At 35.9% G+C, this 20,436-nt stretch carries 18 protein-coding genes and 1 pseudogene; 13 read left to right on the top strand and 6 right to left on the bottom strand.

Translation table 11 applies throughout. The features are described from left to right. Positions 1–44: 44 nt before the first annotated feature. The gene (locus BMF77_RS26145) at positions 45–503 is read left to right on the top strand and encodes a helix-turn-helix domain-containing protein (protein ID WP_148762642.1); all 459 of its coding nucleotides are present in this window, start codon (positions 45–47) and stop codon (positions 501–503) included. A gap of 42 nt (positions 504–545) precedes the next feature. Here the strand turns inward: BMF77_RS26145 and BMF77_RS26140 are convergent, their stop codons facing one another. Continuing rightward, positions 546–908: a hypothetical protein gene (locus BMF77_RS26140; RefSeq protein WP_148766566.1), complete on the bottom strand. Its 363-nt coding sequence runs from the start codon at positions 906–908 to the stop codon at positions 546–548. A gap of 476 nt (positions 909–1,384) precedes the next feature. Here BMF77_RS26140 and BMF77_RS26135 point away from each other — a divergent pair, with 476 nt between their 5' ends. Further along, on the top strand, positions 1,385–4,711 hold the full coding sequence (locus tag BMF77_RS26135) for a hypothetical protein (protein ID WP_148766564.1): 3,327 nt from the start codon (positions 1,385–1,387) through the stop codon (positions 4,709–4,711). Positions 4,712–4,828: 117 nt separating this feature from the next. Here the strand turns inward: BMF77_RS26135 and BMF77_RS26130 are convergent. Beyond that, positions 4,829–4,984, bottom strand: a pseudogene (locus tag BMF77_RS26130) (DUF4277 domain-containing protein); the annotation flags it as partial. Positions 4,985–5,361: 377 nt separating this feature from the next. Here BMF77_RS26130 and BMF77_RS26125 point away from each other — a divergent pair. Together BMF77_RS26125 and BMF77_RS26120 are read left to right on the top strand one after the other, a co-directional pair. Then, positions 5,362–6,222 (top strand): HEAT repeat domain-containing protein, encoded by an 861-nt coding sequence (locus tag BMF77_RS26125; protein ID WP_148766562.1) that lies wholly within the window; start codon positions 5,362–5,364, stop codon positions 6,220–6,222. A gap of 120 nt (positions 6,223–6,342) precedes the next feature. Beyond that, positions 6,343–6,618 carry a hypothetical protein gene (locus BMF77_RS26120; RefSeq protein WP_246863026.1) on the top strand — a complete coding sequence of 92 codons (276 nt, stop codon included), beginning with the start codon at positions 6,343–6,345 and terminating at the stop codon, positions 6,616–6,618. Positions 6,619–6,897: 279 nt separating this feature from the next. On the opposite strand, the gene BMF77_RS26115 is transcribed toward BMF77_RS26120, so the two are convergent. Both BMF77_RS26115 and BMF77_RS26110 read right to left on the bottom strand, forming a co-directional pair. Then, on the bottom strand, positions 6,898–7,167 hold the full coding sequence (locus BMF77_RS26115; protein ID WP_246863025.1) for a helix-turn-helix domain-containing protein: 270 nt from the start codon (positions 7,165–7,167) through the stop codon (positions 6,898–6,900). Between the two features lie 89 nt (positions 7,168–7,256). Continuing rightward, positions 7,257–7,631 (bottom strand): hypothetical protein, encoded by a 375-nt coding sequence (locus tag BMF77_RS26110; protein WP_148766560.1) that lies wholly within the window; start codon positions 7,629–7,631, stop codon positions 7,257–7,259. Positions 7,632–7,932: 301 nt separating this feature from the next. Here BMF77_RS26110 and BMF77_RS26105 point away from each other — a divergent pair, with 301 nt between their 5' ends. The 7 genes from BMF77_RS26105 to BMF77_RS26075 all read left to right on the top strand — a co-directional run bounded on the left by BMF77_RS26105 (position 7,933) and on the right by BMF77_RS26075 (position 14,887). Beyond that, on the top strand, positions 7,933–8,235 hold the full coding sequence (locus BMF77_RS26105; protein WP_148766558.1) for a hypothetical protein: 303 nt from the start codon (positions 7,933–7,935) through the stop codon (positions 8,233–8,235). 211 nt (positions 8,236–8,446) lie between these two features. Next, positions 8,447–9,118 carry a restriction endonuclease PLD domain-containing protein gene (locus BMF77_RS26100; RefSeq protein WP_148766557.1) on the top strand — a complete coding sequence of 224 codons (672 nt, stop codon included), beginning with the start codon at positions 8,447–8,449 and terminating at the stop codon, positions 9,116–9,118. 160 nt (positions 9,119–9,278) lie between these two features. After that, on the top strand, positions 9,279–9,827 hold the full coding sequence (locus tag BMF77_RS26095; RefSeq protein WP_246863024.1) for a WD40 repeat domain-containing protein: 549 nt from the start codon (positions 9,279–9,281) through the stop codon (positions 9,825–9,827). Between the two features lie 463 nt (positions 9,828–10,290). Further along, complete coding sequence (locus tag BMF77_RS26090) at positions 10,291–13,599, top strand: hypothetical protein (protein ID WP_148766553.1); 3,309 nt, start codon at positions 10,291–10,293, stop codon at positions 13,597–13,599. 306 nt (positions 13,600–13,905) lie between these two features. Continuing rightward, entirely contained in the window at positions 13,906–14,133 is a 228-nt protein-coding gene (locus tag BMF77_RS26085) for a hypothetical protein (RefSeq protein ID WP_148766551.1), read from the top strand. Next, positions 14,120–14,491 carry a type II toxin-antitoxin system VapC family toxin gene (locus BMF77_RS26080; RefSeq protein ID WP_148766548.1) on the top strand — a complete coding sequence of 124 codons (372 nt, stop codon included), beginning with the start codon at positions 14,120–14,122 and terminating at the stop codon, positions 14,489–14,491. Before BMF77_RS26085 ends, BMF77_RS26080 begins: the two co-directional genes overlap by 14 nt. A gap of 102 nt (positions 14,492–14,593) precedes the next feature. Continuing rightward, entirely contained in the window at positions 14,594–14,887 is a 294-nt protein-coding gene (locus BMF77_RS26075; RefSeq protein ID WP_148766546.1) for a fertility inhibition FinO-like protein, read from the top strand. A 145-nt stretch (positions 14,888–15,032) separates the two neighbouring features. Here BMF77_RS26075 and BMF77_RS26070 read toward each other — a convergent pair whose 3' ends face one another. After that, a complete protein-coding gene (locus tag BMF77_RS26070; protein ID WP_246863023.1) occupies positions 15,033–15,473 on the bottom strand; it encodes a DUF4351 domain-containing protein in 441 nt (146 codons plus the stop codon). A gap of 196 nt (positions 15,474–15,669) precedes the next feature. After that, positions 15,670–16,128 (bottom strand): helix-turn-helix domain-containing protein, encoded by a 459-nt coding sequence (locus BMF77_RS26065; RefSeq protein WP_148762642.1) that lies wholly within the window; start codon positions 16,126–16,128, stop codon positions 15,670–15,672. Positions 16,129–16,205: 77 nt separating this feature from the next. On the opposite strand from BMF77_RS26065, the gene BMF77_RS26060 reads away from it, so the two are divergent. Together BMF77_RS26060 and BMF77_RS26055 are read left to right on the top strand one after the other, a co-directional pair. Then, on the top strand, positions 16,206–17,114 hold the full coding sequence (locus tag BMF77_RS26060) for a tyrosine-type recombinase/integrase (protein WP_148762640.1): 909 nt from the start codon (positions 16,206–16,208) through the stop codon (positions 17,112–17,114). Between the two features lie 261 nt (positions 17,115–17,375). Further along, complete coding sequence (locus BMF77_RS26055; RefSeq protein WP_148762638.1) at positions 17,376–20,363, top strand: Tn3 family transposase; 2,988 nt, start codon at positions 17,376–17,378, stop codon at positions 20,361–20,363. Positions 20,364–20,436: the final 73 nt, after the last annotated feature.

The raw sequence follows: 20,436 nt of genomic DNA, 5'->3' as shown, positions 1-20,436 counted from the left end.
TCCTAAATTATATATCTTTTAGGGAGAAATATTGGCAGTGTTTTATGGATACTTTTAAAACTCCAAAACCTGGAGAATCTCTGTCCGACTATGTTTTGCGGATGAGAAAGGAACTCAATTTAACTCAGTTTGAGGTGGCGAATGCGGCTGGTGTTCATTCTCGCTCTGTGGGGAAGATTGAACGGGGATTGACAAGGAAACTTAGCCATAAAACTCTTGGCGGTCTTGCTTTGGCTTTGTCTGTGCCTGTTGAGTATTTGCAGGCTGTTGTCAGGGGAGAAGAGGTTCTGGTAATGGCAGCGATTAAGTTTTGCCCCCAATGTTGGAATCCTGGTGGCGTTGTGGATTCAATGTGGGGAAATGTTCGGGCTAGGTTTTGTTATCTATGCGGTACGCAATTACGGTCTAGTTGTGCTAATTGTGGTGAGTTGGTGGTGTCGTTGAGGTATAAGTTTTGTCCTCTGTGTGGAAAACCTTATAAGGATGGGGGGAAAAATTGTTGAAAGCTAGACACAGTAGGCATTTCCAGACCATCTTGCAGGTTTTTACACGTATCTCGGCTCAATACCTATTTCTGATGATGCCTTTGGTGATCCCATAGACATAATTATTAATATATCAAGTAGCTTATCTACGAGTTCATCTGTGGGTATAAAACAACCTGATCGTAGTTCTGCTAACTCGACTATATTACTATTCTTATCTAACCACTCAGTAACTTTTTCAAACAAAATTTCAGACACCAAATTAGGCTCTAATTCGTATACTAAAGCTTCTGATAAAAATGCTAAAATAACTATTTTTAGGACGGGAGAACGATTTAAACTTGCTGCCAACTGTTTGGCTATGATAGAAATTTTGTAGTTTGGATCTTGTAGTAATTGCTTACGCCTTCTAGCCTCGCCCATTACCTTAATCTCCTTTTTACTGAAAGTAATTATCAAAAAGTTTAGTAAAGAAAATATTGATATACATATAATTTTAGACTATTGTGGTATAAATTAACATATTTTAGAAAGAAAAATAAATTTTCCTGAAATAGATTTTGTTTGATATACTATAATCGTAGTCAGTAGTCAATCTTGCAATCATGCTTTATAGCTCTTTGAAGAATGATAACCCTTGATCACAAGTATAAATCAAAACTCCCAAACTGTGTTATAAACAATTTGAGAGCTTAGAAAATTTCAAAATTAGCAAACCCAGTTCTTTACTTACCCTCGCCGTGGAAAGCAGCTAAGTAAAAGGTCTGGATCACCGGACTAACGACCATGAGAACTAATTCATGGCAGTCTTATATTTTGATTATAGACTGCAAAGTACAAAAGTGTAAACATTTTTCTTCTAATTCTTGCCAACCCATTGCAATTAGTGGGGGTGTGGCATGAATAAAATACTAGAAACCTTTGATATTAGGAACTTCCTAGACAGACTCACTCCCAAGAAAGGCAAAAATAGATATGTTTGCCCAGTCTGTGAAGGTTCATTAACCGTAGATATTAAAACTGGTAAGTACCAATGTTGGGCAGATCCTGACAACAAACAGCATTTAAAAGATATCAGAGAAGCTGTTAATCCCTTAGAAGATGCTTTAAAACAAGCAGGTATTGACAATGGCAGAATCAACTACCAACAGATCACCCCTGCCAAAAAACCAGATCCTTTACCAGCACCATTACCAGCACCATTACCCCAAAACATTGAATTAGCCAAATTACCCGCCCCTGGTGTTGTTCCTCAAAAGAAACATAACAGTAGAGGATCACAAATCATCTATACATACTCAGATACACAGTATGTAGTTAGATACGAATTTATAGAAGATGGTGAACAGAAAAAACTCACCATTCCTTACCATCTGGATATTCTTGGTGACAGTGTGAACGGAATTGGTGACAAACCCTGGCCTGTTTACCATCAAAAAGAAATCATCAAACATGGTAAAAACCAATTTGTTTTAGTAGTTGAAGGGGAAAAATGTACTGATGCTGCTAGACAACAAAATTTACTTACCACTACCTTTCAGGGTTCACAGTGGACAGAGGCCAAACTAGAACAATATTGTCAATGCTTAAAATCTCATAATATCGCTGGTATTGTATATTATCCTGACCATGACAAAGCAGGTTGCAACAAAGCTAACAAACTAAGAATAGCAGCCAACAAAGCACAATTACCATACATTGAATTAAATCCCCAGAGATTAAATCCAGATAGTACAGACGGCTATGATATCGCTGATTTAATAGCGGATGGATTATACAGTAGACAACTACTAGAGAATGAAATTCAGACAGCTTATAAAGAATATCTGAATACATACATAGATGCCATATTAGCAGTAGGAAAACAACCTGTTAATCAGGAAATATCTAGGGAAGATTGGGAATGTAAACTATTTATCGAAACCCTGCTCAAGCAAGCACATATACCACAATCTATACCAGCATCTATCCCAGCATCTATCCCAACATCTATTCCACTTCAACAATCATCTAGGAGTAATTTAGATGTTGATATATGGTTTGATTCTGCTAATAGATTAGAAACCTACAATCAAAGTATTCAAAGTGGCAAAAAATATATCTTGGATATGTCCAGTGCTGGGGCTGGTAAATCCAACTTTGTAGGAGAAACTATACCAGAATGGTTACAAGTCAATAAATTGTGGTACATATCCAATGAACACCGCAATCCGACCACTAAATCAATAGAAGAAAACTACACAGATTTACCAGTTAGAAATAATGGAATGTATGCAGATGAGAACAACTTAACCCCCTTGGGTAATCCCACCATTAACTGGCCTCAAAATCAAGAAGCCAATATTTCCGGGAATTGTCACAAAACACCTTTATTTCATAAATTAGCATCTAAAGGCTATCATCAAGAATCAAATAGTGAATCATCATTAAATCCCATTTGTCATACTTGTAAATTCAAAGCCAATTGTCAAGGTGTAGATTTTGAAGGTAATATATTAGATAAAATAGCTGGTGCAACTTTCAGGAGAGATCGGCGTGAGGCACTGATGAAAGATAGAATCAGATGCCATATTGATTCATTACCATCAGAAATACCCGAAAAATCCCTAGCTTTTGTAGATGAATCTAGTCGTCAAATTAATCTAGTGGAAACTACAGAATTATCATTAACAGATTACCAAAAGACTTTAGGAGAAATTGCTAGACATTTACCTGAAGTATGGAAACAAATCAAAGATTTTATCTCACCATTGGAGCAATATTTATCTTCCAAGCATAAAGAAAATTACTATGGTTATAATCATAATCAAGTAAGGTCTATATTTGGAGACATTGACCATAACATTATCTCCAATATCATTGAGGATTTAAAGGTGCTATCGCCTGATTTAGAAGATATCTTTCAAGCTGCTGATAGCGTATCCTTAGATGGAATTGACACAAGTGAAAGGAAGGGGATAAGCCGCAAAACCTTAAAATATATTCGTTATACATTCGGTAAAGAAGCAAGTCAAGAATCCCATGAATTATTAGATAACCTAATAGTGAATTGGTTAACGCCATTATTAGAAATCATTGCTAATATTAGTCCTGGGGCATTGAGGATTAAACATCACAAGCTAATCATTACCACAAAAAACACCAGACAATTAGAGGTACTAAGTAAATTCCAAAATGTGTTTTTACTGGATGCAACTGCTACCCGGAAAACAGTAGCCTTTGAATTAGGAATAGATGCCAGTGAGATATTAGTCATCTGTGAAAAATTACCTAACTACTCAAATCTAAAAGTAGTACAAATTACTGATTTAGGATTATGTGGTAAAGACAGAAGTAAATCAAAAGTTAAACAATTAGATGCCACAAAAACAGCATTAGCATCTAATCATCAAAATTTAGGAGTCATTGACCACCTCAAACACAAACAAGATGGTGAAGGTTACTGGTTTAAGGATAATCGCGGTACTAATAAATACATGAATCACGATGCTTTATTTGCTATTGGTTCACCTTATCAGGATATAGGGGCTGTAGCTTCTAAATACGCAACTTTAACAGGGGATTACGACACTAGTAAAGATAATCCCCAATTTCAGGAATATATAGAGCATTTAGTGAAAGCAGAGATTATTCAGATGGGAGGCAGACTACGAGCAAACCGTCGCCCTGATGAAGCACTAACAATTTATCTTACCAGTAATGATGATCTCAGTTACCTACTGGATTATTACCCCGGTGCAACCTTAACCAAAACCACTGCTTTTGAAATTACACCAACAGCAGGTGATAGAGAACAGGTAAGCAGATATTATCTATTAGGAGCATTTAAGCAATGTATAGACACAGGGATTAAATGTACACAAAAAGCCGTTGCTAAAATAAGCAAATTATCACAGCCCTATATTTCTAAAATAGCTAGTAAATTTGGTGGGTTCAATGCCCTCAAAAAAATATTACTAGTCCTAATAGAAGCTCTATATAGGGGTAGTAATAATTTTTCTGACCTGTCAGACGATGAAAAATCCTTAGTCAATGACTATTTACCCCTAATCAAAGACAACCCGCCTCCAGAAGTTGTCCAGGAACTGCTAGAAGTGGCTAAAACTATTGGTTATCAGGCATTTAGCAGGATTACTAGGGAATTAGCACCGGATATTCTAGGGGCATTTATTGGAGCAATAGTAGATATAGCTATAGTGAAAGATGGGAGGTATGCCTACGATTAGGGACTTCCAATTAAAAAAATACTCAAAAATTTCTTGTGGTGCGGGCCGAAAAGTCCCCTAATTATCAAGGACGGGCAGGACTTGTACTGAGCCTGTCGTTGATACAAAACCTAGTTAATTCAGAATGATTGCTTTAACTACTTCGCCTGTATTTACTTTCTCTCTACTATTTACTAAGAATAGCTTATTAATTTTTTCTACTATTCCTATTTCATCTATTATTCCTAAGTGATCTAAGTTTTTACTCTCAAATTCTTCTTTTTGGTAATTCATATTTTTTGGTATTTTGATTTCCTTCAGACTCATTTTTTCTTCTGAATTTATTGTCAATACCTTATTAATTTCAATTTGTTGGCAATTTTTATATTACTGTCTATACAGCACTTCTCGGTGTTATGAGGTACACCATTAGCGGGCAAGATGCCCGCACTACAAGAGTTTCATGATTCAACTTTGTACCTCATAAGAGCGGAAACCGCTGTGTTTATGTTTAAGTTATTTCTGTTACTTATTACACTTGTATCTGTACTACAAAATGAAGTGCGGAATGTGGGATATAGGTTTCAACATTGATTCAATAGTTGTTGTTTTGCGTTAGAATCAAATTAATAAATCTATGCAAACAGTATTAAAATTCAACTTTGATTTGTATGTCACAAAATAGTTATTCCGAGACTGTTGCTCAATTGTTTAATTATCAAGAAGGGACAGGGAAATTATCACCAGATAAATGGCCTAATTATGAGAAATCAGGTATTACTACTGAACATATTCCTGAGTTGATCAGTTTAGCAACTGATGAAGATTTTTACAATATAGACCATAACGCGCTTTTGTCTGATGAAAGTGGTTTATTTGAATATGCACCAATTCATGCAATACGTATATTAGGAAAATTCCGAGTAGAAGCAGCAATTGAGCCGTTAATTAGCTTATTATCCAAACTTGATGATTTTGATTTTAATAATGAAGTATTGTCCATTTTGGATGAAGAATTAAAAAATGTTTTAAGCCTGATTGGTTTACCTGTAATTCCGGCACTTTCTACTTATATCGCTAATGATTCTCATGGGCAATTTCCCCGAATTACAGCTATGTTAACTATTAAAACCATTGCCTCTGTCTATCCAGAGCATTACCAGCATTGTGTTACTTCTTTATCTCAACATTTAGAATCTTTTAGAGAAAATGATCCTGAGTTTAACGGTCATATTATCTGGGTGCTTTCTGATATGAATGCAATAGATTGTTTACCTTTAATTGAGCGAGCTTTTCAAGCAGGGTGTGTTGATGAGGATGTGATAGGAGATTATGATGAAGTGCTTGTCAAATTTGGTTTAAAGGATATCACAGATATCTCTCCTAAAACTATAAAAGCGACTGATACAGAGAACCCCATATCCTTAAATTTTACTACTTCTCCTAGATTTAAACAACTTGAGAAACTAAATAAAGCACAGCAAAAGAGAGACGCTAGAAGAAAGCGAAATTTAAACCAACTGGGAAAATAAGTGATTTAGGGGTAAAGTTAGGTCGAGGGGGAGTATTATCTCCCGCGCTTCGCTATCGCCATCTCCGATCTCCAAATTAAAGTAGCTGAACTACAACGAGCTAGAGCGCAACTTGCAGATATGACTAGAGAAAAAGTGGCAGTAGCTCTAGTAAAATTCGATGAAGGTAAAACTGATTTCCAAATAGCTCAAGTTGTAGGTGCAAGAGCTATTGATCAATTTAAAGTATTTGAATTACGCTACATCCGTGGCAATAATGATACTGAGGGATATTTATCTAAACAATCTGAATTAGATAAAGTCAAGGCTAATACTTATGGTTCTTGGGGGAAAATGCGGCGATCGCTCTTTGAAATAAAATTATTAGTATTGGGTGTCAAAGACGCGGAAATATAAAATGTGGGGGGCGATCGCTATTTGAAATTAAGCTATTGGTGTTAGGTGTGGCTAAACTGTGCCAATTTAGGAATTTTGTACGCTAAGAAATCGGAGCAATCGCCCAAAGCCTTGCCATTAAAGATTGTTAGCGTTCAACTCTTTGGAAATTTTTTAACGACCATTGTTCTAAAATACAAAAAATTTCATTCGGATGATATTTTATGAAACTATTGATAGTCAAGGCTTTCAACTTTTTTGAAATTTTCTTAGCGTACAAAACTCCCGATTCGGCACAGTCTAGCCAAAGGATTCACCTAAATTATCAAAAGCATATTGAGTAATTTTTTGACAAATACCTTTTTCTTTAATCCATGTAAATTCAGGTTTAACATAATTATTAAAAAATTTTTTGAGTATATATTTATCTGGTTTTAGTCCATCTTTATACAAATTTTGCCAAGTCGCTAAACCCCAATTATAGGTAAACCTTGCTATGCCAGCGTGTTTAGCCATTAATATTTCTTGGTTTTTATTTAACTTGAGTTTCGTTTTGATGGATAAAAGCATTGCTTGACCTCAAAAGGCTCATTTCCTCTTCCTCTGATTTTATCAAAGAATAATGACATCACACTGGTGAAAGATCCATCTTTACGCGACTAAAATCTGTTCATGAAGTCGACATAACAGGCTTGTGAACCCAGTGACCTACATTGTTCTTCAACTTGTCTCGCTTGTTCACGACCATATGGATTTCTGTCTTCTACATAACAAGCAGGCTCACGTCCGCCAGTTCTAATATACGCAGAAGTTTTTCCACAGGTATATGTTTTGTCTTCATCCGTAAAGAACAGGCTTATACCTTCAGTCACTACTTGATCATAAGGGCATAGACAAACACCATCACCTGCCCAAGTTCTTATTGGCGCACGTAATTTCATGGGAACTGAATAGGGATTAGAAATTTGTGCGAAAGCACCCTGCTGAATAATAAATACAAATGGAATAGCAAGAAAAGCTAGAGGAAACTTCATGATTACACTACAGAAAAAGTTTGATGTATGGAGAATGCCAAAGTTGCTTGCAATCTAGCTATCTATTATACAGAATTTTTATAGTGTTTTTACGTTGAACTGAATATTAGTGATCACTTTCAAGATGAATAGTGTCAAAACTAATAGGTATAAATCAAAGTCAGTATATGGCTTTCCACGACTTCAGAAAAAACGAAGTTTAGGGTGCAAAAGGTGGGTTGTATAATCAAACCATATACAAAATCATACAAATCCTATAGAATAAGAACATTCATCATAATACTCTTGCTCGATATTACCTATGACTGATAAACTTTACGATCCGAATATCTTATATGAAAACGAAAAAAAATACACAAATTATTTTGAAAACTTAAAAGCTGAATTTAGTAATAATTTTCAAATCTGGATTAGGAGAGCAGATTTTAATAGATCATTAGCAGTAGGTATAGTTCATACAGATTTACAAGTAGCCGTGATAATTTATCTTAAATATGGTAATTTAGATATCATAGATCCGCTAAAACCAAGAATAATTAATTTAGCCATAAATCATTTTTTGTCAGAAAAAACTGGAGATTTAATCCTTAATATTCCACAATGAGCTATACTCATACCTTGCATATCTACGTATAGACACAGAGGATTTTAAAAAATAGGCGATAAAGATACCTGATTGTTACAGTATTTTATCTCTAAATCAATGGTTTTGGTATTATATAGAGTAATAAAATTTCATCAATTTTTATTGGTGCAAGATGTGAGTATAACAACATTGTTCAATTTCATTTACAGGATGTTTGAAAATTATTAATATGAAAAATTTATTTGATAATGAAAACGAATCTTTTTTAAAAAAACTAAATGAATTGATCAAAAATTCTATACAAGTTGATATTTGTGTTGGTTATTTTAAATTTAGTGGGTGGTGTTTAATTGTAGAATCTTTACAAGATATTTTATATATAAATAATGGTACTATTAGATTGTTAGTAGGAACAGGAGAAAATAATGATATTAATAAAAAATTATTTTTTGATGATTTTTTTCACAAAGATATTAATCTAAAAAAAGAAACTCAAAATTTAAATAAATTAGTTCAGTTTCTACAATTTGGTGAACAGACAAATAAGTTAACTGTTAAACTTATACCAAATACTCATTCTAAAATATATATTTTCACACATGAAAATCTTGAGAACGAAAATAGTATTTTTATAGGGAGTAGCAACCTTACAAGAAATGGGTTAACAAATACTATAAGAGAACTAAATTGTTATTTCACAGATAAACATATTTGCGACGAAGCAAAAAATTGGTTTGAACAAAAATGGAATCTTGATTTAAGCAAAGATATTACTTCAGAGTTATGGAGTTCTGTATATGAAAAAAATCTTTTAAAATGTGATGAATATGATGAATATTATGATGTTATAGAAGATGAATTAGAAAAATACTACTATGAACATTATTATGATATGAACTAAAACTATAAGATATCGGCTGCTATGTTGTTTTTAGACAAAAATTAACAGCCGCAATATGGAATATATCAGCTTCTCGATAAGATGAATTAGAACAAGTCAGTTTTCTAGTCGAAGAATTGCCACATTTGGTGGTGTTGGTTGTGAACCTCTACCTATACCTGTGAAGAAAGTATGGAACTTAGAGACAGGAGAGGAACTGTTCACCCTCAAACATCATCCTCATTGTGGGTGGGTAACATCAGTCGCAGTGACAGCCGATGGAAAACGGGCGATTTCCAGTTCTCGTGATGGAACTGTGACGGTGTGGAATTTAGAAACTGAGGAGAAACTGTTCACCCTCAAACATGATCCTCATCGTGGGTGGGTAACATCAGTCGCAGTGACAGCCGATGGAAAACGGGCGATTTCTGGTTCTCTTGATGGAACTATAAAGGTGTGGAATTTAGAAACAGGGGAGAATTTATTTACCCTCACAGGTCACAGTGGTTCTGTACAATCAGTAGCAGTCACAGCAGACGGTAAACGGGTGATTTCTGGTTATTGGAACAGAACTATCATGTGGAATTTAGAGACGAGGGAGGTGATAGCTACTTTCAAAAGTCACGCTCCGTTTTTCTCCTGTGCAGTTGCACCAGATGGAGTGACTATTGTTGCGGGTGATAGGTGTGGAATGGTGCATTTTTTAAAGTTGGAAAATCAGGGAGAGTGAATTTATGAAGTGATCGCCTATCATCACCAAAGGATAGTAAAAACTTTCATGTACATGAGCTTTTAGACACGTATAATACAGATTAAGAAATTTTAGTAGTAAAAATAAATTTTCCTGAAATTGGTTTTCTTTGATATAGTATGATTGTAATCAGTAGTCAATTTTTCAATCATGCTTCATAGCTTTGAAGAATGATAACCCTTGATTACCAGTATAAATCAAAACTCCCAAACTGTCTTGAGAACAATTTGAGAGCTTAGAAAATTTCAAAATTAGCAAACCCAGTTCTTTACTTACCCTCGCCCTGAGAAAGCAGCTAAGTAAAAGGTCTGGATCAACAAATGAGAACCATGAGAACTAATTCATGGCAGTCTTATCTTTTGATTATAGACTGCAAATTACAAAAGTGTAAACATTTTTCTTCTAATTCTTGCCAACCCATTGCAATTAGTGGGGGTGTGGCATGAATAAGAACCTAGAAACCTTTGATATCAGGAACTTCCTAGACAGACTCACTCCCAAGAAAGGCAAAAATAGATATATTTGTCCAGTCTGTGAAGGTTCATTAACCGTAGATATTAAAACTGGTAAGTACCAATGTTGGGCAGATCCTGGCAACAAACAGCATCTAAAAGATATCCGAGAAGCTGTTAATCCTTTAGAAGATGCTTTAAAACAAGCGGGTATTGACAACGGCAGAATCAACTACCAACAGATCACCCCTGCCAAAAAACCAGATCCGTTACCAGCACCATTACCTCAAATCATTGAATTAGCCAAATTACCTGCTCCTAGTCTTGTTCCGCAAAAGAAACATAACAGTAGAGGATCACAAATCATCTATACATACTCAGATACACAGTATGTAATTAGATACGAATTTATAGAAGATGGTGAACAGAAAAAGCTCACCATTCCTTACCATCTGGATATTCTTGGTGACAGTGTGAAGGGAATTGGTGACAAACCCTGGCCTGTTTACCATCAAGAAGAAATCATCAAACATGGTCAAGGCCAATTTATCTTAGTAGTTGAAGGAGAAAAATGTACTGATGCTGCTAGACAACAAAATTTACTTACCACTACCTTTCAAGGTTCACAATGGACAGATGCCAAACTAGAACAATATTGTCAATGCTTAAAATCTTATGATATCGCTGGTATTGTATGTTATCCCGACGATGACAAAGCAGGTTACAACAAAGCCAATAAACTAAGAATCGCAGCTAACAAAGCACAATTAGCATACATTCAATTAAATCCCCAGAGATTAAATCCAGATAGTACAGACGGCTATGATATCGCTGATTTAATAGCAGATGGATTATACAGTAGACAACTACTAGAGAATGAAATTCAGACAGCTTATAAAGAACATCTGCATACATACATAGATGCCATATTAGCAGTAGCAAAACAACCTGTTAATCAGGAAATATCTGGGGAAGATTGGGAATGTAAACTATTTATCGAAACCCTGCTCAAGCAAGCACATATACCACAATCTATACCAGCATCTATTCCACTTAAACAATCATCTAGGAGTAATTTAGATGTTGATGTATGGTTTAATCCTGCTGATAGATTAGAAACCTACAATCAAAGTATTCAAAGTGGCAAAAAATATATCTTGGATATGTCCAGTGCTGGGGCTGGTAAATCCAACTTTGTAGGAGAAACTATACCAGAATGGTTACAAGTCAATAAACTCTGGTACATATCAAGTGAACACCGCAATCCCACCACTAAATCAATAGAAGAAAACTATACAGATTTACCAGTTAGAAATAATGGAATGTATGCAGATGATAACAACTTAACCCCCTTGGGTAATCCCACCATTAACTGGCCTAAAGATCAAGAAGCCAATATTTCCGGGAATTGTCACAAAACACCTTTATTTCATAAATTAGCATCTAAAGGCTATCATCAAGAATCAAATAGTGAATCATCATTAAATCCCATTTGTCATACTTGTAAATTCAAAGCCAATTGTCAAGGTGTAGATTTTGAAGGTGATATATTAGATAAAATAGCTGGTGCAACTTTCAGGAGAGACCGGCGTGAGGCACTGATGAAAGATAGAATCAGATGCCATATTGATTCATTACCATCAGAAATACCCGAAAAATCCCTAGCTTTTGTAGATGAATCTAGTCGTCAAATTAATCTAGTGGAAACTACAGAATTATCATTAACAGATTACCAAAAGACTTTAGGAGAAATTGCTAGACATTTACCAGAAGTTTGGAAACAAATCAAAGATTTTATCTCACCATTGGAGCAATATTTATCTTCCAAACATAAAGAAAATTACTATGGTTATAATCATAATCAAGTAAGGTCGATATTGGGAGACATTGACCATAAAATTATCCCCAATATCATTGAGGCTTTAAAAGTGCTATCACCTGACTTAGAAGATATCTTTCAAGCTGCTGATAGCGTATCCTTAGATGGAATTGACACAAGTGAAAGAAAGGGAATAAACCCCAAAACCTTGAAATATATTCGTTATACATTCGGTAAAGAAGCCAGTCAAGAATCCCATGAATTATTAGATAACCTAATAGTGAATTGGTTAACACCATTATTAGAGATAATTGCTAATATTAGTTCTGGAGCATTGAGGATTAAACATCACAAGTTAATCATTACCACAAAAAACAGCAGACAATTAGAGGTACTAAGTAAATTCCAAAATGTGTTTTTACTAGATGCAACTGCTACCCGAAAAACAGTAGCCTTTGAATTAGGAATAGATGCCAGTGAGATCTTAGTCATCTGTGAGAAGTTACCTAACTACTCAAATCTAAAAGTGGTACAAATTACTGATTTAGGATTATGTGGTAAAGACAGAAGTGAATCAAAAGTTAAACAATTAGATGCTCTAAGAATAGACTTAACATCTAAACATCAAAATTTGGGAGTGATTGACCACCTCAAACACAAACAAGATGGTGAAGGTTACTGGTTTAAGGATAATCGCGGTACTAATAAATACATGAATCACGATGCTTTATTTGCGATTGGTTCACCTTATCAGGATATAGGGGCTGTAGCGGCTAAATACGCAACTTTAACAGGGGATTATGACACTAGTAAAGATAATTTCCAATTTCAGGAGTATATAGAGCATTTAGTGAAAGCAGAGATTATTCAGATGGGAGGCAGACTCCGAGCCAACCGCCGCCCTGATGAAGCACTAACAATTTATCTCACCAGTGATGATGATCTCAGTTACCTACTGGATTATTACCCCGGTGCAACCTTAACCAAAACCACTGCTTTTGAAATTACACCAACAGCAGGTGATAGAGAACAGGTAAGCAGATATTATCTATTAGGAGCATTTAAGCAATGTATAGACACAGGGATTAAATGTACACAAAAAGCCGTTGCTAAAATAAGCAAATTATCACAGCCCTATATTTCTAAAATAGCTAGTAAATTTGGTGGGTTCAATGCCCTCAAAAAAATATTACTAGTCCTAATAGAAGCTCTATATAGGGGTAGTAATAATTTTTCTGGACTCTCAGAAGATGAAAAATTCTTAGTCAATGACTATTTACCCCTAATCAAAGACAACCCGCCTCCAGAAGTTGTCCAGGAACTGCTAGAAGTGGCTAAAACTATTGGTTATCAGGCATTTAGCAGGATTACTAGGGAATTAGCACCGGATATTCTAGGGGCATTTATTGGAGCAATAGTAGAGATAGCTATGGTGAAAGATGGGAGGGGTGGGGTTATTGAAGTTGGAAACACAGGTTAGAGGGTGTTTGAAAAGTTATGGTTGATGTATCAAATATTTTTTACCCCACCCTAACCCTCCCCTTGTAAAGGGGAGGGAACTGGATTTTTATTGTTTCCCCCCTTTACAAGGGGAAAGGGGGGTAGCAATGTGATGAAAATTACGGAATACCACTTTTCAAACATCCTCTTAGACAAGATTTTAAATGTTCTCGATTACAGTATAATCAAGATCATGATTAGCAACAAAGTAAAGTAACTGATGTTAAAATCAGTTTATTCTGTAAAGAATTGGGAATTGAGCTATCATTTTAGGAGAATAAAACTTATGCAAGTTGTGATAGAGTTACCTGATGAGTTAGGAAAACAACTTTTAGAGTTGCCTAATATGGAAATGGTTGTCCAAGAAGTTATCAAAAAAATGTTATTAGTAGAACGACAAAAACAATCATCTCAATTATTGGTAAATATAGTTAATGATTTACCTGAGTTTCCTGTATTTAAAAATCAAGACCCCTTAGAGTTACAAAAAGTATTACGTGATGAATGGACTTAAGTATCTGTTAGATACAAGTATTTTAATTGGGTTGTTTCAACGTGATTTAATAATTTTAAATCTGCTAAAAGATAAGCTGATTAAAGTTAATGAATGTGCTTATAGTGCTATAACTCGGATGGAGTTACTGAGTTTTCCTTCTATAAGTTCTATGGAAAAAGAAGCGATTAAATCTTTATTAAATCAGATGACCTATTTAGCAATTACATCAGAAATTGAGGACGAAACTATTAATTTTAGATATACCCATAAAACAAAATTACCAGATTCTATTATTGCGGCTACAGCTAAGTATCATCAAATTGAGTTAGTAACATTAGATAAAAAATTAGCGAATAAGTTGAAATCAAATGATTGAGATAATTCCATCACAGTTTTTTATTTGTTCCCTGTTCCCTATTCCCTTTTTTTGTAAAAAGTGTGGATTAATTAATTCAGCTAATTTATAGAGGATGTATTTATGATTGAAGGAAAATTAGAACTAACTATCAAAATCAACGAACTGCCAGAAGTTAAAACTGTAGAAAATGGTTGGCAACAATTTGAGATTGACTGCGATGGAAGGATAATTAGCGTCACGGTTAAACCTAAAGTTTGGAAGAAATTGACTGATGCACAAGCCAATTATCCTCAGTGGGTCGGTGCTATTGCTGGGAAAATGGGAGAGGCAACTAATAACGGTTTTGTGTTATTAGAACCTAATGTCCAGACTTTTGAGAAAAAGCCAAAGCCATCCTCTGAAGTTACAACTTAGACAATAATAGATGAAAAGTAGCTAAAATATTAGTATCCAGATTATATCAATAATATGCCTGTTTTTCTGTTAGCGTCTTCTAGAGAAGGCATTGCTTTTGATGGGTGAATTGGGATTGATTAATCTCAATCCCACAATTTATAATCTATGTTCTATTCTCTAACCATTGGTCTAAATTAGTTATAGTAGAAAAATCAAAAAGTGCTTCCCCCAATAATTCCAATTGTTCAATGGATAATTGATGTATTTTTTCAGTTAGAGAAGCTGGAATTACACCAAACCGCCGATTAAGTAGTCGTATAATTAACCTTTCTCCACCTTGCTGTATTCCTCGTTCTTCACCCCGTTCCATCGCCATTTGTTCTGTTGGACTAATTAAAGGCATTTTTCTTTCCTCCTCTAAGTTTTTAATTTTAATAATTAATGCTGCTTGTAAGTGCTTGCTTAAAGTCATCATTGTATCAATGATCTTGAATAGCTTAACTATCTGTTCTTTGGTTAACCCCCGCTCGTACAATCCTCTAATTAATATCCACTTCCACTGCTCCCGTTCTGTCAGGTTACTAATTGTGGCTTTTGTTTTCAAGTGAGCAATTGTGATGATAGCAAATGGGTTATTATTAGATTCTAACTCATCTAAACGGGATTGATAATCAAAAAGTTTAACAATGGGGAATTTAACTAAAGTTTCACCTCCACCAATATCATAATAATAAGGTATTGAGCCGAGATACGTGTAAAAACCTGCAAGATGGTCTGGAAATGCCTACTGTGTCTAGCTTTCAACAATTTTTCCCCCCATCCTTATAAGGTTTTCCACACAGAGGACAAAACTTATACCTCAACGACACCACCAACTCACCACAATTAGCACAACTAGACCGTAATTGCGTACCGCATAGATAACAAAACCTAGCCCGAACATTTCCCCACATTGAATCCACAACGCCACCAGGATTCCAACATTGGGGGCAAAACTTAATCGCTGCCATTACCAGAACCTCTTCTCCCCTGACAACAGCCTGCAAATACTCAACAGGCACAGACAAAGCCAAAGCAAGACCGCCAAGAGTTTTATGGCTAAGTTTCCTTGTCAATCCCCGTTCAATCTTCCCCACAGAGCGAGAATGAACACCAGCCGCATTCGCCACCTCAAACTGAGTTAAATTGAGTTCCTTTCTCATCCGCAAAACATAGTCGGACAGAGATTCTCCAGGTTTTGGAGTTTTAAAAGTATCCATAAAACACTGCCAATATTTCTCCCTAAAAGATATATAATTTAGGAATAAATAACCTTGCTAAAAACACACAAATTTCCGTGAAGCAAGCTGTCACATTAGCCACCGTTGCCGTCAAATTTTTAGAACGGACTGGACTAGCACCCAGTACCATTAAAACCTACGAACTAACCCTCTTAAACTTCCTAGCAGAATATGGAAGTTGGCTAATCGAAATAATCAGTAAGCAAACATTAATAGAGTATCTAGATAGCCTCTCACATTTAAAATACACAACCCACCATAAGCATCAAGCAATACTGCAAAGTCTATTTAACTTCGCCGTCCAACAAGAGTATATAAAAATCAACCCAATTCAGGGATTAAAACAGCGTCCCCCACAACGAGAAAAAGGCGAACATAAAAGCGATACTCTCATAAGATATCTAACACCAGACCAGCTAAATATCCTCTATACAGCAACCAAAGATGACTTGCGACTATCAGCAATAATTCATCTATTGCATCGCACAGGATGTAGAATAGGAGAGCTTTTAGCACTGAATTTATCAGACCTAGATATCAAAAATCAGAAATTTCAGGTATTGGGAAAAGGCAACAAACAAAGGTGGTGCTTTTATAGCAATGATGCCGCCCAATCACTAAATAAATATTTCCAACACACACGACATAAAAATATCAACGCATTGTTTACAGCACAACATCCAGTTACCCTCAAAGTCAGTAGAATTAGCTATCATACATTGCATGATTATTGGCGAGAAATTACCAATACCAATCCCGAATTAACCGGGGTACGCATTCATGATTTACGCCATACTTATGCTACAGAACGAGTAGGATTAATCAGCATAGAAGAATTACGTTCACTCATGGGACATGAAAGCATTCAAACCACATTACGCTACCAGAAAGTTACCTCCCAAAAAGCCGAATCAGCCGCCCGTCACGCCTTAAATATGCTGATTAATCCAGAACTACAAAGCTGAACTGAGTCACCATAACATTCATAATTATTGACAACTTTTTGAGCGAAAAAACAACATTTTTATCGGCATTGTCAATTTCTACCCAAAAGAATATAAAATACTCTTTGGTAGGGGAGTGAGGGATAAAACCATTTTGAGTAATCTTAGTATTATATAAGACTCGTATTTGATTTATAAACGGGTTTTCAGATTAAAGCCTTGTTGAAACAGTATATTTTCAAAATTTCCACTAGATTATTATATGTTTTAAATATTACTTGAATGACATCAATTGACCGTACCGCTTATCCCAAATTTAAACAATTTCCTGACCCCAAAGAACTGGCAGAACTTTACACTCCAACACCTACAGAAATCAAGTTTGTCAAGTCTAAAACCAAGAACCATGAAGGATTGCTACGGTTAATGGTGATGTTGAAATCCTTTCAACGTCTAGGATATTTCCCTCATCCTGAACAGATCCCAATTGCGGTAATTAAACATTTACGGTCGTGTTTAAAGTTACAAGACTCAGTAAAAGCAATACCCTCCGAACGCCAACGTCATACCTATAAAAATATTATTCGGGAGTATTTAGGAGTCAAACAATATGATAAAACAGGTCAAAGATTAATAGCCACATTAGTTGCAGAAGCAGCCCAAATTAAAGACCACCCTGCTGATTTAATCAATGTGGCAATTGAGGAATTAGTGAAAGAACGATACGAATTACCAGCATTTAGCACCCTTGACCGATTAATTCGCCACATTCGGTCAATGGTCAATAATCGGTTATTTACACTTTGTTCTCAAGGACTTTCAACTACCGAACAAATTTATTTAGACCAATTGCTCGTGGTGATAGACAAGGAGGAGGATAATGAAAATGCCACCCTGAATTTATTAAAATCGCCACCTAAAAGTGCCAAACTAAATGGGATGAAACTCCTGCAAAACAAGTTTGATATGCTCATGACTTTTGGAGATGCCAAGCGATTACTACAAAATATTACTCCTACCAAAGTTAGACATTTTGCTGCTTATGCTAGAACTTTAGATATCACAGAATTTCAAGATATTAATTTACCCAAACGGCGGACATTGCTATTATGTCTATTGTACGAAGCACAGGTAAAAACTCGTGATTATCTGGTTGAGATGTTTATTAAACGTATTTTGAAGATTCAAAATAATGCCAAACTGCGATTGCAGGAACTCCGGGATAAACATCTGACAGAAACATCAGAGTTGTTAGCAACATTGGGACAAGTATTACAAGCATCCAAACAAGCCAAGGAAACCAAGGATAATGCTGTATTTGGAGAACAGGTGCAGTCAATTTTGGATGAACATGGTGGGGCAGAATTGCTGATACAAAAATTAGATGAAATTGCGGCGTACAATACCAATAACTATTTACCATTAATGTGGCGGTTTTATGCTGCCAACCGCAAAGCACTGTTTAGTTTAGTGCGTTCTCTAGATATTCTCTCTACTTCTGCGGATGAATCAGTGATTGCAGCTTTGCAATTTGTGTTAGATCATGAACACAAACGTTCTAAATATTTGCCTTTTGATATCAATTTGGATTTTATTAGTAATAACTGGCGGGCGCTAGTCGTCGCCGAAATTGATGACACCGAGGTTTTGGTACGTCAGCAATTAGAAATTTGCATCTTTTACAATTTGGCGACTGAATTTAAAACGGGAGATGCCTGTGTTGTGGGGTCGGAAAGCTACGCGGATTTCCGCGAACAATTATTAAGTCCTGTTGAGTGTGAACCATTAATAAAAGATTACTGTAACTTAATTGGTTTTCCGGCTAATCCAACGGATTTTGTCGAACATTTACGCTTATGTTTAACACAAGTTGCTGAGAAAGTAGATAATATTTGTGCTGTTGATAAACAATTTACAATTAATAAGGAGGGCGACCCTGTATTAAAGAAACCACCATCATTTACTCAACCCCCAGAGGTGGATTTATTGGAGTCGAAAATCCGGGCGCTGATGCCGGAACGGAGTATTTTAGATATATTGTGCAATGTTGAGCATTGGTTAAATTGGACTAGACATTTTGGTTTGATGTCGGGAAGTGAAGCCAAAATATCTGACCCAGGGGAACGTTATATTTTTACTACTTTTGGTTACGGTTGCAATCTTGGACCTAATCAAATGGCTCGTCATTCGGGGGGTATGGTGACTGCCCATGAAATTTCTTATACTAACCGTCGTCATGTTAGTGCTGCCAAGATTGAAGCGGCAATTCGGGATGTTATTAATGCTTATAATCGGTTTACTTTACCTTCTTGTTGGGGGACAGGGAAAAAGGTGGCAGCGGATGGCAGTAAGTTTGAGATATACGAGAATAATTTACACAGTGAGTATCATATTCGTTACGGTGGTTATGGTGGTATTGCCTATCATCATGTCTCGGATAAATACATTGCTTTGTTTACTCACTTCATCACTTGTGGGGTTTGGGAAGCGGTTTATATTTTGGATGGGTTGTTGAAAAATCTTTCGGATATTCAGCCGGATACGTTGCACGCAGATACTCAAGGTCAGTCTGGACCTGTGTTTGCTATTTCCTATCTTCTGGGTATTAAGTTGATGCCACGTATCCGTAATTGGCAGGATCTTAGTTTTGTGCGTCCTGGTACGGATGTGAGCTATCAGCATATTGAGCCACTGTTTAAGGGTGTGGTGAATTGGAGTTTAATTCAGACTCATTGGTCTGACATGATGCGGGTGGTGCTGTCAATTAAGGCTGGGAAGGTGATGCCTTCGACGTTGTTACGTAAGTTGGGGAGCTACAGTCGCAAAAATCGTCTTTATCAAGCTTTTCAAGAGTTAGGTAAGGTGGTGCGGACTATGTTTCTGCTGGATTATATTTCTAATGTTACTTTGAGACGGGAAATTACGGCGGTAACAAATGTTGTGGAGATGTATAATGGTTTTCTGGATTGGGTATTTTTTGGTAAGCAAGGGATGATTACTGAGAATGATCCGATTGAGCAGGAAAAGCGGTTAAAGTATTTGGATTTGGTGGCCAGTGCGGTGATTTTGCAAAATACGGTGGATATGTCGTTGGCGATTCAAAAGTTGATGTCACAGGGTGAGGTGATTCCTATGCGATACCTTGCTGCTTTGAGTCCTTATATTACAAGACATATCAAAAGATACGGTGATTATGTGGTGAATTTACATAATATTCCTCAACCTTTGGAGTCGGCGATTAATCTTCCTCCAGAAATCTTTGAAATGTAGACACAGCAAGCGTTTCCAGACCATCTTGCAGGTTTTTACACGTATCTCGGCTCAATACCAAGTGGTGTACAGA

The organism is Dolichospermum sp. UHCC 0315A, assembly GCF_008121535.1.
GTDB lineage: Bacteria > Cyanobacteriota > Cyanobacteriia > Cyanobacteriales > Nostocaceae > Dolichospermum > Dolichospermum lemmermannii.
The sequence above is the reverse complement of the archived record's forward strand: the minus strand, read 5'-3'. Positions and strand labels throughout refer to the sequence as shown.